The 14,120-nt window shown below is 63.4% G+C and carries 11 protein-coding genes; 5 read left to right on the top strand and 6 right to left on the bottom strand.

Annotation, left to right across the window (positions count from 1 at the left end; genetic code table 11):
- Window positions 1–128 precede the first annotated feature (128 nt).
- Together ACVOMF_RS03245 and ACVOMF_RS03240 are read right to left on the bottom strand one after the other, a co-directional pair.
- On the bottom strand, window positions 129–1,823 hold the full coding sequence (locus ACVOMF_RS03245; RefSeq protein WP_481507991.1) for a proline--tRNA ligase: 1,695 nt from the start codon (window positions 1,821–1,823) through the stop codon (window positions 129–131).
- Between the two features lie 258 nt (window positions 1,824–2,081).
- Window positions 2,082–2,471, bottom strand: coding sequence for a DUF4124 domain-containing protein (locus ACVOMF_RS03240; protein WP_481507990.1), 390 nt, complete (start codon window positions 2,469–2,471; stop codon window positions 2,082–2,084).
- An 82-nt stretch (window positions 2,472–2,553) separates the two neighbouring features.
- On the opposite strand from ACVOMF_RS03240, the gene pssA reads away from it, so the two are divergent.
- From pssA to rimI, 3 genes are read left to right on the top strand one after another with little or no spacing between them, the layout of a single operon-like run.
- A complete protein-coding gene (pssA, locus tag ACVOMF_RS03235; RefSeq protein ID WP_481508028.1) occupies window positions 2,554–3,333 on the top strand; it encodes a CDP-diacylglycerol--serine O-phosphatidyltransferase in 780 nt (259 codons plus the stop codon).
- A gap of 56 nt (window positions 3,334–3,389) precedes the next feature.
- On the top strand, window positions 3,390–3,812 hold the full coding sequence (locus ACVOMF_RS03230) for an alanine acetyltransferase (protein ID WP_481508027.1): 423 nt from the start codon (window positions 3,390–3,392) through the stop codon (window positions 3,810–3,812).
- A complete protein-coding gene (gene rimI, locus ACVOMF_RS03225; protein WP_481507989.1) occupies window positions 3,809–4,294 on the top strand; it encodes a ribosomal protein S18-alanine N-acetyltransferase in 486 nt (161 codons plus the stop codon). Before ACVOMF_RS03230 ends, rimI begins: the two co-directional genes overlap by 4 nt.
- A gap of 12 nt (window positions 4,295–4,306) precedes the next feature.
- On the opposite strand, the gene ACVOMF_RS03220 is transcribed toward rimI, so the two are convergent.
- The 4 genes from ACVOMF_RS03220 to ACVOMF_RS03205 form a co-directional block, all read right to left on the bottom strand.
- Window positions 4,307–5,131 (bottom strand): EamA family transporter, encoded by an 825-nt coding sequence (locus tag ACVOMF_RS03220; RefSeq protein ID WP_481507988.1) that lies wholly within the window; start codon window positions 5,129–5,131, stop codon window positions 4,307–4,309.
- 131 nt (window positions 5,132–5,262) lie between these two features.
- A complete protein-coding gene (locus ACVOMF_RS03215) occupies window positions 5,263–5,400 on the bottom strand; it encodes a hypothetical protein (protein ID WP_481507987.1) in 138 nt (45 codons plus the stop codon).
- Window positions 5,401–5,490: 90 nt separating this feature from the next.
- A complete protein-coding gene (locus ACVOMF_RS03210) occupies window positions 5,491–8,271 on the bottom strand; it encodes a TonB-dependent receptor (protein ID WP_481507986.1) in 2,781 nt (926 codons plus the stop codon).
- Window positions 8,272–8,611: 340 nt separating this feature from the next.
- Window positions 8,612–10,678 (bottom strand): glycoside hydrolase family 97 protein, encoded by a 2,067-nt coding sequence (locus ACVOMF_RS03205; RefSeq protein WP_481507985.1) that lies wholly within the window; start codon window positions 10,676–10,678, stop codon window positions 8,612–8,614.
- A gap of 210 nt (window positions 10,679–10,888) precedes the next feature.
- Between ACVOMF_RS03205 and ACVOMF_RS03200 the strand changes: the two genes are divergently transcribed.
- Both ACVOMF_RS03200 and ACVOMF_RS03195 read left to right on the top strand, forming a co-directional pair.
- Complete coding sequence (locus ACVOMF_RS03200) at window positions 10,889–12,370, top strand: MFS transporter (RefSeq protein WP_481507984.1); 1,482 nt, start codon at window positions 10,889–10,891, stop codon at window positions 12,368–12,370.
- Complete coding sequence (locus tag ACVOMF_RS03195) at window positions 12,370–14,085, top strand: alpha-amylase family glycosyl hydrolase (protein WP_481507983.1); 1,716 nt, start codon at window positions 12,370–12,372, stop codon at window positions 14,083–14,085. The genes ACVOMF_RS03200 and ACVOMF_RS03195 overlap by 1 nt, the downstream gene beginning before the upstream one ends.
- The last annotated feature ends 35 nt before the right edge of the window (window positions 14,086–14,120 follow it).

Raw genomic sequence — 14,120 nt, 5'->3', positions numbered from 1 at the left:
ATGCCATTCCGTGGCAGCGCAACAAAGCATACCGGGCTGGCCGCGGTAATGACAGATTAATAGCGTTTTCGATGTTATCCGGAAATGAAAACGCCGGGACGATGTCCCGGCGTTATAAGCAATCAACGTCAGCCGATGATCTTGCTGATCACCGTGGCCTGGTCCAGATTCTCCGCTTCGCTGGCGCTGCGTGCACGGTATTCAACCGTGCCCGCAGCCAGGCCACGTTCGGATACCACAATGCGGTGCGGAATGCCGATCAGTTCCATGTCGGCAAACATCTGGCCCGGGCGTAGGCCGCGGTCATCCAGCGCGGCATCCACGCCGGCGGCCTGCAGTTCGGCCAGCAGTGCTTCGGCGGCTGCGGTCACCGTCGGGTCCTGCTTCGGGTTGATCATGCATACCACGGCTTGCCACGGTGCCATGCTGACCGGCCAGATAATGCCGGCGTCGTCGTGGTTCTGTTCGATGGCAGCAGCGACGATGCGCGACACGCCAATGCCGTAGCAGCCCATCGCCATCACCGCGGCCTTGCCGTTCTGATCCAGCACGGTGGCTTTCAGCGCCTGCGCATATTGGCGGCCCAGCTGGAATACGTGGCCAACTTCAATACCGCGGGTAATCTTCAGCTCGCCGCCGTCCTGCGCACGGTCACCGGCGACGACGTTGCGAATATCTGCGACTTCCGGCTCGGCCAGGTCGCGGCCCCAGTTGACGCCGGCAATATGCAGACCTTTCTCATTGGCACCGACCACAAAGTCAGCCATTGCCGCCACTTCGCGGTCAGCGACCACGCGGATCGCCTTGCGTGGATTCAAGGGGCCGAGGAAACCCGGCTCACTGCCCAGATAATCGGCAATCTCGGCCTCGCTGGCCATGCGGTAATCATTGAGGCCAGCTACCTTGGCCAGTTTGATCTCGTTGACTTCGTGGTCGCCGCGGACCAGGGCCAGCACGAACTCATTTTCTGTGGTCATAACCGCGATCGATTTGACCGTGCGCAGCAGGGCGATGCCCATCAGCGCGGCGACTTCTTCGCAGGTCTTCTGGGTGGGGGTATCGATCTTGCGCAGTTCTTCGCTGGCGGCGGCGCGCGCTGCCGGATCCGCGGCAATCGCCGCTTCCACATTGGCGGCGTAATCCGAGCCGGTGGAGAACACCAGCGCGTCTTCACCGGAATCAGCGATGACGTGGAATTCCTGCGAGGCGTCACCGCCGATCGCGCCGGAATCGGCCTGCACCGCGCGGAACTCCAAGCCCAGGCGGGTGAAGATGCGGGTGTAGGCAGCCTTCATGTTTTCGTATTCGGCGACCAGGCTGGCGTCGTCCAGATGGAAGGAATAGGCATCCTTCATCAGAAACTCGCGCGCGCGCATCACCCCGAAGCGCGGGCGGATTTCGTCACGGAACTTGGTCTGCACCTGGTAGAAATTGACCGGCAGCTGCTTGTAGCTGGACAGCTCCTGGCGCGCGAAGTCGGTAATGGCTTCCTCGGCGGTGGGGCTGTAGCAGTACTCCTGCTCCTTGCGGTCCTTGATTTTCAGCAGCTGGCCGCCGAATTTCTGCCAGCGACCAGTTTCTTCCCACAGCTCCTTGGGCTGGATGGTCGGCAACTGCAGTTCGACCGCACCGGCGCGGTTCATTTCCTCGCGGACGATGGTTTCCACCTTGCGCAACACCCGCAGGCCCAGTGGCGACCAGGTGTACAGGCCCGACGCCAGCTTGCGGATCATGCCCGCGCGCAGCATCAGCCGGTGGCTGACCAGCTCGGCGTCGGCGGGAGTTTCCTTGGTGGTATGCAGGTGGAAGCGGGAAAGACGCATGGCAGGGGGCTTCGCAAAACGGACGATCCCCTATTTTGCCAGCCTTGCAGCCCAGTGCGCACCGCCGCGAACGGGGTAGGGCGATCTGCGTGCGCCAGCTGTAGTGCCGAGCCATGCTCGGCAGGGGCCTTCCCCGCGCACGACCAACGCTGTGAAACCGGGAACCCCTGGTTGCCGGCCAACGCTGGCAATTGTGGGGCCATGAGTTTCGCGGCTTGCGCCGCTCCCACAACCGCACAAGCCAGCAGCTCTGAAGGCTTATTTCTTGGGCGCAGGCTTGCAATAGACCGCAGCTACCGCCTCGGCCAGCTGCTTCTGCGCGGCGCGCTGGGCGTCATCCAGCGGAGCGCCTGGCTTGCCATCGGCGCCAACACCATGACTGACCGGGCCACTGCCGTTCAGTAATTCCAGATTTTTGCGCGCACCCAGGCACTGTTCGGATTCTCCGGCTTCGGCCGCAGCCTCTGGTTCGGCGACAGATGCACCGCTGGCGGTGATGCGGCGGGTTTCGTACTGCTTGCCGGCCGGCGGCCGCTCCGAGTACTGGGTGACGCCATTGGCGTCCTTCCACTTGTACAGATTGGCGGCGCTGGCGGTGGCAGCGGTGCTGAGCAGGAGCAGGCAGCAGAGGCGTGGCAGGGTGAACATGACAACTCCAGGCACCGGAACAGGGCAGGCAGCGATTGCAGCACCCGGTGACGCGGCTGGCAAGTCGATTAAACTCCCCGGTATGGACGAATTGAGACCACCACCGCGTTCGCGCAGCATCTACCTGCTCCCGAACCTGTTTACCACCGCCGGCCTGTTTGCCGGGTTCTACGCGATCATTGCCGCCTCCAACGGGCAGTTCGTCAACGCCAGCGTCGCCGTGTTCGTGGCGGCGGTGATGGATGGGCTGGACGGCCGGGTCGCGCGTTTGACCGGCACCAGCAGCGAATTTGGCGTGCAGTACGACTCCCTGGCTGATCTGGTCAGTTTCGGCATGGCGCCGGCACTGGTGATGTACCACTGGGCCCTGTCCTCGCTGAAGTTCGATGGCGACGTGCTGGGCCGGGTCGGCTGGTCGGCGGCCTTCCTGTATGCGGCCTGCGCAGCGCTGCGCCTGGCCCGCTTCAATACCCAGGTGGGCACGGTCGACAAGCGCTGGTTTGTAGGCCTGGCCAGTCCGGCTGCGGCCGGTTTGATGATGTCCTTCGTCTGGGCCTTCGCCGATGGCGACTCGGCCTGGAGTGGCGAGGAGCTGCGCTATGTGGCCTTGGGCGTCACCATCGTGTCTGGTCTGCTGATGGTCAGCCGGATCCGTTTCTGGAGCTTCAAGGGCGGCAGCGAGAAGGGCCCGCGTTCTGAGCGCGTGCCGTTCGTGGTGCTGGCGCTGGTGCCGATCATCATCTCGATCGTGGTGCTGGACCCAGCGCGCACCTTGTTGGCGGTTGGCGTGATCTATGCGCTGTCCGGCCCGGTGATGTGGGCGCTGCAACGCTGGCGGCAGCCGGCCGGCAAGGTGCAGTGATCGGCTTCTCGCCCGAGCCGGTGTGGACCGCTGAGCAGCAGGCATGGCTGCAGGCGATGGGCTACACCGTTTATCTTGAAGGCGGCGCGCTGGATGCGCCGCCTGCCGTGGCTGCGCCAGCCTTTGACACCGCTACGGTAGCGGTGGAGTTGGCAGCGCAGCCGCAACCTGCGGTGGCCAAGTCGGTTGCTGTTGCCCCACCGCGTGAAATGGCCGCAAAGGCACCGCAGGCACCGAGCACCGCACCTGCGCCGGTATTTGCTGCAGCTACACCGGGTGGTGTTCGTCGCAGCGGCGGCTTGGGAATGCCCGACCGCCTGCAGATCGCCTTGTTGCGTGCTTCCGGCTGCAATCCCAATGAGCCGGAAACGCGGGCGCTGATGGACAGCTGGCCCTTGGCCCAGCTGCGTGCCGATCCGGCCGCCAAGCGTGCCCTGTGGCCGCAGCTGCGCAGCTTGCGGCGGAAAGCACGGCAATGACCGCGCTGGGGTCGGTCCTGCGTCCCATGCATGAGGGGGACCTGGATGCGGTGATGGAAGTGGAGCTGCGTGCCTACCCCTTCCCATGGACGCGCGGCATCTTCCAGGATTGCCTGCGTGCCGACTACCCATGCCGGGTGTTGGTGCAGGATGACGGCATTGCCGGCTACGCCGTGCTCAGCATTGCCGTCGATGAGGCGCACGTACTCAATGTATGTGTTGACCCGCTATGCCAATCACGCGGCTACGGCCGACGCTTGTTGCGCGAATTGGTGCGGGTTGCACGGCAGCGCGGCGCGTTGCGGGTGTTCCTGGAAGTACGGCCGTCCAATACCTCGGCCATCGCGCTGTACCACAGCGAAGGCTTCAACGAGATCGGCCGCCGTCCGCGTTACTACCCGACCGCGACCGGGCGCGAAGACGCGCTGGTGATGGCGATGGAGCTGGTGGACGACGACATCAGCGTGATGCCGCCGCTCTGAGCGCTGCGTTGGCTATGCCAGCCGCAACAGCACCACACCGGCGATGATCAGCGCTGCGGCGAGCAGACGCTTGCGGCTGATGTGCTCTTTCAGCAGCAGTGCCGAGATCAGCAACGCGAACAGGATCGAGGTTTCGCGCAGTGCCGCGATCACTGCAACCGGCGCGATGGTCATCGCCCATAGCGCGATCGCATACGATGCTGTGGTGCCGATACCGCCGACCAGTCCGCGCTGCCAGTTGCCGCGCAGATAGGCATTCAATTGCTGGCGGCGGGCGAACAAGGCCCAGATCGGCAATGGCAGGCCGGACAGCAGGAACAGCCATAGCGTGTAACTCAAGGCGTTGCCGGACAGGCGTGCACCTTGTGCATCGACCAGAGTGTAGGTGGCGATCACCACTGCGATGCATAGCGGCAGGTGGATGTTGCGAACGGTGCTGCTGCCGGCCATGCACAGGATGCCGGCGCTGATCAGGGCGATACCGCTCCAGGCGCTGGCAGACAGGTGCTCGTCGAACAACCAGGTGCCGGCAATGGCGACCAGCAAGGGCGCGCAGCCACGCATCAGCGGGTAGGAGAGGCTCATGTCGGCGCTGTGATAAGCGCGGGCGACCAGCACGTAGTAGCCGGTTTGAAGGATGGCCGAGGCGGCGAGCCAGGGCAGGCTGGTGGCGGCGGGGGCTGGCAGCCAAGGCAGGGCGATGGCAGCCAGGATCGCGGCCCAGCCGGTGACCAGGATCGTGGTCAGCAGCTTGTCGCCGCCAAGTTTGACGATGGCATTCCAACTGGCGTGGAGCAGGGCGGCGAACAGGACAGCGCAGAAGATGCCGAGGGACATTGGGTTCTGTCGTTGGGGTGCTGGGGGAGGGTGGCTGGGTTTGGTGGAGGAGGCGGACGTCCGGATGCTTAAAGCCAAAAAACCAAAAGCCAAAAGCCAAGAGCCAAGAGCCAAGAGTCAAAAGCCAAGAGTCAAAAGCCAAAAGCCAAAAGCCAGAGCGATTCCCGCGTGTGCGGGAATGACGGCACAACAGCAACAACAAGAACAATGGCAACAGCAACGGATAGACGGGCAATGCTTTGGCTGCAACAAGCTTCAGCAAATTCCATCTGGACTACGGAAGAAGCGGAGTCATCTCACAACGCAAAAGGCCCCCTGCAAAAGCAGCGGGGCTTAAATACGCTTCCCATCAGAACGGGTTAGAACTTGTAGTTCACACCGACCTGGTAGGTGCGACCCCATTCCACGGTTTCCAGCGGCCTGTCCTTGGTGCCGGCATAGGTTTCGTACTTGGAGTTGGTCAGGTTGCTGGCCTGCAGGAACAGGCTCAGGCCCTTGAACATCGTGCCGTCGCCGAAGCTGTAACCTAGTTGTGCATCCAGCACGTCCTCGCCCTTCACATAGCGCAGGGTACGGGCGCCGTTGAAGTTGCCGATCTCGCCGATGAAGTCTGAGCGCTTGCGCTGGTTCAAACGCACTTCAAAGCCGCTGTTCTCGTAGTAGGCGGTGAAGTTGTAAACGCGCTTGGACAGGCCAGGCAGCATGATCGGGCCGGTGCCAACGCTGGAGGTATTGGCCGGGTCGGGTTTGATCATGATGTCGCTGTCGTTGAAGCTGGCACTGGCCACCACGCCGAAGCCGCGCAGGGCATCGGTGAACAGGTCCAACGGCAACGAGGCGGTCAGCTCAGCGCCGCGCAGGCTGCCACCGGTGCCGTTGAACGGTGCGGTGTAGTAGCCGATCGACTGTGCCGGGACCTGCAGCTGGGCTGCATTGGTGCCTACCTTCAGCCACTCTGCCACCTGGTTGGTGAAATCGTAGCCATCACGCTTCTCGGTGTAGATGTAGCTCTTCAAGTCCTTGTAAAAGACCGCAGCGGCCACATAGGCCTTGTTGCCGAAGTACTTTTCCCAGGACAGGTCGGCGGCGTTGGCTACCCACGGATCCAGGGTCGGGTTGCCGCCGCTGGAGCCGGGCTTGCCGGTATTGGTGTCCATGCCGAACTCCATCGATGCGCGCAGTTCGTCGACGCGCGGACGCGCGACCTGGCGGGCGAGGGCGAAACGGATGGTGTTCTCGGCCGGCAGTTCGAAGGCCAGGTTCAAGCTCGGCAGGAAGTCCAGATACTTCTTGCCGGCGTTGATCGGAATGACCTGGCTGCCAACCGGCTGTGAACCATCCCAGTAATTGGAATGCGAAGACTGGTCGACATGCTGGGCCTGGATGCCGACGTTGCCGCGCACCGGGACCGAGCCGATCTGGGTGCTGATGTTGGCTCGCAGGAAGGTGGTGGTGATTTTCTCATCCACCGTCCACTGCTTCGGGATCAGGTAGCTCTCGGTGGTGGTCGGATTGAACGTCATGTAGCGACCAACCGCAGCAGGCACATTCCAGGCCGGGATGTAGCCCGCGCCGGCAAAGCCCAGGTTGACCGGCTTGTACTGCAGGTCGGCGGCGATGCTGGTGATGCCCTGTGCACCGAGGTTGATGTTGCCCTCGGCCTGGGTCTTGTTCTTGCTGCGGTCGGCGTAGTTCATGCCGACATCGAAGTCGGAGAACCAGGTGAAGCCTTCCGGTACCGGGAAGGTGGCAGCAAGCTTGAAGCCCTTCAGTTCATCGTCCACATGCGGCGTCTTGCCGTAGCCGGAACCGTAGATGGTGTTGGTCAGGTAGAGCTTGCTGAAGTCCGAATAGTCCCGGCTCGGGGTGAACTGCGGGAAGTTGCCGCCTGCGAAATTCAACTTCACCGAATCCAGCATCGGTGCCGGCAGCAGCTGCAGGTTGTTCTCCAGGTTCAGCTCGTCACGCTCGGCCTTGGACCAGCTGACGTCTGCCACCACGCGTACATCACCGAAGTTGAATTCGTTGTTCCAGCCAATGGCCTTGATGGTGTCTTCGCGGTTGTTGTACATGCCGCGGATCAACGGATAGACGTTGTGCGCCGTGCCGCTGACGAAGCTGCCGTTGCCGTTCACCACGACGTCGGTGACATCCAGGCGGATCTTGTTCGGATCGTTGGTGCCGTTGTAGTCGCCCAGATGGATTTCCATCTGGTTGGCGGTGTCGTGTTCCTTGGCCTTGGTATAGAAAGTATCCAGCGTGCTGGTCCAGCTGTTGTTCGGCCGGAACTGCAGGGTCGCCATCACGCCGTCGCGCTTGGAGTTACCGGTGCGGCGCAGGGCCTTGATGCCGTCGGAATAGAAGGTGCCGGCGGCAACGCCCGGGCGCCAGTTGTCGCCGATGGCCTGCCACGGCTCGTACAGGCCGACCTGGTTTTCCTGCTTGGACATTTCCGAATGGGAGATGCCGATGGCCAGGCCGATGGTGTTGTCGGCGAACTTGTCGACATAGCTGAAGTTGAGGCGGTTGCCGTACGGATCTTCACCGGCGGCTTCGCCCAGCGAGTTCTTCTGGTAGCGGCCGCTGACGGCGATGACACGCTCGTTGTAGCTGAGCGGGCGCACGGTCTGCATGTCCAGGGTGCCGGACAGGCCCTGGCCGACCAGGCCGGCGTCCGGGGTCTTGTACACGGTGACGCCGCTGATCAGCTCGGACGGGTACTGGTCGAACTCCACCGAGCGGTTGTCACCGGTGCTGACCATTTCGCGGCCGTTGAGCAGGGTGGTGGCGAAGTCGGGCGACAGGCCGCGCACGCTGATGGCCTGGGCGCGGCCGGCGACGCGCTGGGCGGCCAGGCCGGGCAGGCGGGCGATGGATTCGGCGATGCTGACGTCCGGCAGCTTGCCGATGTCTTCTGCCGAAATGGCTTCCACGATCGAGGACGAGTCGCGCTTTACCGAGATCGCGCTCTCGATGCCGCGGCGGATGCCGGTCACGGTGACGGTGTCCAGATCGGTTGCTTCTGCCTTCGGCTTTGCCTTGGCTTCGTCGTCCACGGTCTGTGCGTGCACGCCGGTGGCAGTCAATGTGATGGCTGAGGCTAGTGCAACGCTCAGCAGATTGCGCTTGGTGTTCAACATACTCCCCTCTCCCAGGTGATGTCGTTTGGTTGTCTTTTGTGCTCCCCCGTATTTTTTTGGGTGGGGGATGCATCGCTGTTTTTTGCTGCTTGCGACTGACTCGCATGGTAATCAGCAGGCAAGCCCGTGGTGCTGGGCTGCATACGTATTCAATGCGGCTTTGCGGAGGCAGATAGGTCTGAAAACGCTTTCGGCGACGGTTCTGCCTTCACGCCGTCATTCGGTAACGGCGCTGATCGCTCGGGTTCTGGCTCCTGCGTTTGTTCTTGCCGTCACTCCCGCCTGCGCAGGAATGACGGCACCAAGACAAAGCCCAACGCCTTCTCCAGGACGCCCGCGCTTACTCCACCGGCACAAACCGCACAGCGGCACCGCCACCAGCCGCCAGCTGCAGCTGGATCCGGTCACCACTGCCAACCTCGCGTGCCTCGCGAACAAACGCAAAGGGCGCAGTCTCCCAATTGGCACCGTCCCCATCGCGGTAGATCTCCGCGCGGTAACGCTTGCCTGGGGTGAGGAACGACAAACCCACATCCAGCGCCTGCGGCTTCTCGCTGCCAACGCTGCCGACAAACCATTCCTCGCTGCCACGCGCCTTGCGCGCAAACGTCACGTACTGGCCAACCTCGCCATTGAGCACATGGCTTTCTTCCCAATCCACCGCCACGTCCTTGATGAACTGGAAGGCGTCCGGGTGCTGGGCATAGTGCTCGGGCAGGTCGGCGACCATCTGCACCGGGCTGTACAGCACCACGTACAGTGCCAGCTGTTTGGCCAGGGTGCTGCGCAGGGCCAGGCCGTTGCGGCCCTTCAGGCTGACGATGCCGGGGGTGTAATCCATCGGTCCGCCCAACATGCGGGTGAACACCAGCGTGGCTTCGTGGCCGGGCGGGTTGGGCGGGTTGCCCCATGCGTTGAACTCCATGCCGCGGGCGCCTTCGCGCGATACCCAGTTCGGGTAGGTGCGGCGCAGGCCGGTGTCCTTGATCGGCTCGTGGGAGTTGATCGCGATGTGTCTGGCGGCGGCCTGCTGCAGCACGCGCAGGTTGTGGTTGCTCATCCACTGGCCTTCATGCCATTCGCGGGTGATTGGGCCGTCGGCCTGGTCCTGGCGGTGGATGTCGCCGGCATCGCAGACATAGCCGGTCTTGATCACATCCACGCCGTTGCGCGCATACAGGTCCAGCGCTGCAGGCAGCTGGCGTTCGTAATGGCTGACCGCGCAGGCGGTTTCGTGGTGGCCGATCAGGTGTACGCCCTTGCCGGCGGCGTAGCTGGCAAGGCCGGGCAGGTCGAAATCCGGGGGGGCGCGGGTGAAGTCGAAGGCTTCGCCGTTGGCGAACCAGTCGCCATCCCAGCCGATGTTCCAGCCTTCCACCAGTACGCCGCGGAAACCGTTGGCGGCGGCGAAGTCGATGTAACGGCGGGTGTTCTCGGTTGTGGCGCCGTGTTTGGGGCCGGTCGCCCAGGTTTCGGTCTCCAGGTGCAGCGACCACCACACGCCGGCATATTTGGCTGGCTTGAACCAGCTCACATCGCCGATGGCGTTGGGCTCGTTGAGGTTGAGGATGAGGCTGGACTCAGCCAGGTCGCCCGCCCTCTCGCCAATGGTGATGGTGCGCCATGGGGTGTTGAAGGGCAGGGTGCGTACCACCGGCGCACCGCTGCTGGACGGGGTGAGCGTCGCGCGCAGGATGTCGCCATCGCCACGCGCCAGGTTCATGCCGGCATAGTCGACCAGCGCGGCTTCGTGGATGGAGATGTGCAGGCCGTTGTCGCTGCGCAGGGTCAGTGGGGTCTGCGCGGTGCCGACTTCCTTCAGCGGGGTCTGGTGGTACAGGTATTCCTCGCGGTTCCACTCGAAGGCGGGAATCCACCAGGCGGTGGCCGGGCGCGCCAGCGCGAACTCGGTCAGCTCGGCATGGATCTGCGCCTGCTTCATGCCCGCCTGCTGCGGGAACTCGTAGCGGAAGCCGATGCCGTCGTCATAGACGCGGAACACCACGTCAAAGCGGCGCTCGTAGTTGCGGCCGGCGCCGGGCTTCTCGGTGAAGCTGGCGCGCAGTTCGTTGTAGTGATTGCGGGTGAGGCGGCGCTCACCCCAAGGCTGCTCCCAGGTCTCATCGAAGCTGCGCTGTGACTGCCCGGTAAGCGCGACATTGCGCTCCAGGCGGCCATCGCCAAGCAGCATGCCCAGTCGCGACGGTGCGATTACCGCCTGGCCATTGCGTTCCACCCGGTACGAGGGGCGGCCTTCATGTTGGGATTCGACGACCACGACAAGCTGTTTGTCGGGTGAGGTGACGCGCGCCAGATCGGCGGCGTGGGCCGGCAGGGCGCTGATCAGCAGCAGCGCGAAGGCGGCTCTCAGCGACAGGCGGGCAGGGGTGGAACGTGTATCGGCCATGCGGGTCTCAACTCCGGGTTCTGGTCGGCGCGCCGGCCCAGCGGGGTGGCACGTGGCGCCACTATTCCCCGGTGGAGGCCGCTGTGGGCGCAATGCCGCATTGAATACGTATGCAACAGCGGTGCAGATCACAGGTGCGCCCTCTACCATGGCCGCAGCGCATCCGCGCCCAACATCGCATCCGTGATTCCCGGAGGGGGGAAGCGCTTGATGAATAGCAAACCGCAGCTGTCGTTCTGGCAGATCTGGAACATGTGTTTTGGCTTCCTGGGTATCCAGTTCGGCTTCGCGCTGCAGAACGCCAATGCCAGCCGCATTTTTGAAACGCTGGGCGCGCCGATGGACGCGGTGCCGGGGCTTTGGATCGCTGCACCGCTGACCGGGCTGCTGGTGCAACCAGTGATCGGTTATTTGTCCGACCGCACCTGGACACGCTGGGGCCGCCGCCGTCCGTACTTCATGATCGGCGCGGTGCTGACCACGCTCGCGCTGCTGGTGATGCCGAACTCGCCGACCCTGTGGATCGCCGCCGGCACGCTGTGGGTGCTGGATGCCTCGATCAACATCTCGATGGAGCCGTTTCGCGCCTTCGTTGGTGATCAGTTGTCGCCAAGACAGCGCCCGACAGGCTTCTCGATGCAGAGCTTTTTCATCGGCGTGGGCGCGGTGGTGGCCAGCTTCCTGCCCTTCATCCTTGCCCACTTCGGCGTGGCCAATACCGCCGGGCCGGGTGAAGTGCCGGATACCGTGCGCTATGCCTTCTACTTCGGCGCGGCGGTGTTGCTGCTGGCGATGAGCTGGACCGTGTTCAGTACGCGAGAGTATTCGCCGGCCGAGCTGGCCAGCTTCGACGATGCCGAACCGGCGGCGGTGCATGCCGTGCAGCGCGCTGCAGGTCTGCCGCAATGGGGGCAGATCGGCATGTGGCTTGGCTTGGGCGTGTTGTTGGCGGGGGTGATCGCCTGGCGCCAAGGCGACCGCATGATCTACGTGCTGGCCGGCCTGTGCGTCAGTTACGGCCTGCTGCTCGGCGTGGCGCGGGTGCTGCCCGGCACGCATATGCTGGCCACCATCGTCGATGACCTGCGCAGCATGCCGGGCACGATGCGGCGCTTGGCATGGGTGCAGTTCTTCTCCTGGTTCGCCCTGTTTGCGATGTGGATCTACACCACCGCAGCGGTGGCGGGCACGCACTTCGGTTCAACCGATACGCAGTCAGCTGCGTACAACGAAGGCGCGAACTGGGTCGGCGTGTTGTTCGGCGCTTACAACGGTTTCGCTGCCGTGGCGGCGCTGATCATTCCGCTGATGGTGCGGGCGATTGGCCTGCGCTGGAGTCATCTGGTCAATCTGTGGCTGGGCGGCTTGGGCCTGATCTCGCTGATGCTGATCAAGGACCCGCACTGGCTGCTGCTGTCGATGGTCGGCGTCGGCTTTGCCTGGGCCTCGATCCTGTCGCTGCCTTACGCACTACTGTCGGACAGCGTGCCGGCGGCGAAGATGGGTGTGTACATGGGTATTTTCAATTTTTTCATTGTGATCCCGCAGCTGGTTGCCGCCAGTGCCTTGGGCTTTGCCCTGCGCAACTGGTTGGGTAGTGATCCCATCCACGTGCTGGTACTGGGTGGCTGCAGTCTGTTCGTGGCCGGTTTGTGCGTGCTGCGGGTTCCGTCGCAACAGGAGGTGGTGTGATGCGTGGTCGTTTGGCAACAGCGGTTGGACTGGCAGTGGTGGCAGGCTCGGCCTTGGCCGGCAACCGGCCGGATTACATCGGCACCACGGAGCCCTTTGCCAGTGATGCGGTGTACTTCGTGGTCACCGACCGCTTCGTCAATGGCGATACCAGCAACGACCATCGCGACCAGGGCGGCGAACACCGCACCTTCGATATCCCGGTGCCGTGCCCGGACAAGATCGATGGCAACATCGGCTACCTCGGCGGTGACTTCAAGGGCGTGCTCGACAACGCCGACTACATCCGCCAGCTCGGCTTTGGTGCGGTGTGGATCACGCCGATCATCGACAACCCCGATCAGGCCTTCACCGGCAGCAAGCCGATCAGCTGCACCAGCACGCTGACCGATCGCGGCAAGACCGGTTACCACGGCTACTGGGGCATCAACTTCTACAAGCTGGACGAGCATCTGCCCAGCGCAGACCTGGATTTCGCAGGGCTGGCCAAGGGGCTGCACGATGCCAAGCTGAAAGTGGTGTTGGATATCGTCGGCAACCACGGCTCACCGGCCTGGACCATGCCCAAGCGGCAGCCGCAGTTCGGCCAGATCTTCGACAAGGACGGCAAGCTGATCGCCGACCATCAGAACCTGGCTCCGGACAAGCTCGATCCCAAGCACAACCCGCTGCACGCGTTCTACAACAACATCGGCCCGGTCGATGGCAGCAAGGGTTCGATCTTCGACGGCAACCTGGCCGAGCTGTCGGATTTCAACGAGCACAATCCGGCGGTGATGGATTACCTGGTTGGCGCCTACCTGCAATGGACGGCGCAGGGTGTGGATGCTTTGCGCATCGACACCATTGGCTGGTTGCCGCATCCGTGGTGGCATGAATTTGTAAACCGCATCCGCGCAGAGCACCCGGGCATGTTCATGTTCGGCGAAGCGTTCGACTACGACGCAGCGAAGATTGCCGAGCACACCTGGCCGGCGAACGCGAACGTCAGTGTGCTGGATTTCCCGCTGCGCGGTGCGATGTCATCGGTATTCGGCAAGGAGCAGAAGGGCTTTGAAGCGCTGGCCGAACCGCTGCACCTGAGCGGCGGCCCGTATGCCAATCCGTACGCGCTGATGAGCTTCTACGACAACCATGACATGGCGCGTCTGGATGCCAGCGATGCCGGTTTCATCGACGCACATAACTGGCTGTTCACCGCGCGCGGCATTCCGGTGCTTTATTACGGCTCGGAAACCGGCTTCATGCGCGGTCGTGCCGAGCATGCGGGCAACCGTGCCTACTTCGGCCAGCAGCGGGTGGATGAGGCAGGGCAGAGCCCGATCTTCGCGCCGCTGCAGCGCATCGCCAAACTGCGTGAGGCAACGCCTGCGTTGCAGCGCGGTCTGCAGGTAAATGAGCGGCTGCACGGCGATGAGGCGGTGTTCTACCGCGTACTGCAGCATGGTGATACCGCGCAGACCGCGCTGGTGCTGCTGAACAAGGGCGATGCAGCACGTTCGTTCGAGGTGAGCCGTTACCTACAGGCCGGGCAGTGGCGCGATGTGCTGGGTGGTGGTTTGGTGAAAGTGAAAAGTTCGCTGAAGACTGAGGTGCCGGCGCATGGCATCAAGGTGTTCGTGCTGGAAGGGCAGGTGATGCAGCCGGAGCTGCGTGCGCAGTTGGACGCCGCCATGGCGGATCAGACAGCGCGGGATAGGCGACTGACGCAGTAACCCGCTTCAGCCCCTCTCCCTGCGGGAGAGGGGTT

Source organism: Stenotrophomonas sp. STEN022, assembly GCF_056760155.1.
Note: the sequence above shows the minus strand (reverse complement) of the source record. Positions and strands in the feature narration are given on the sequence as shown.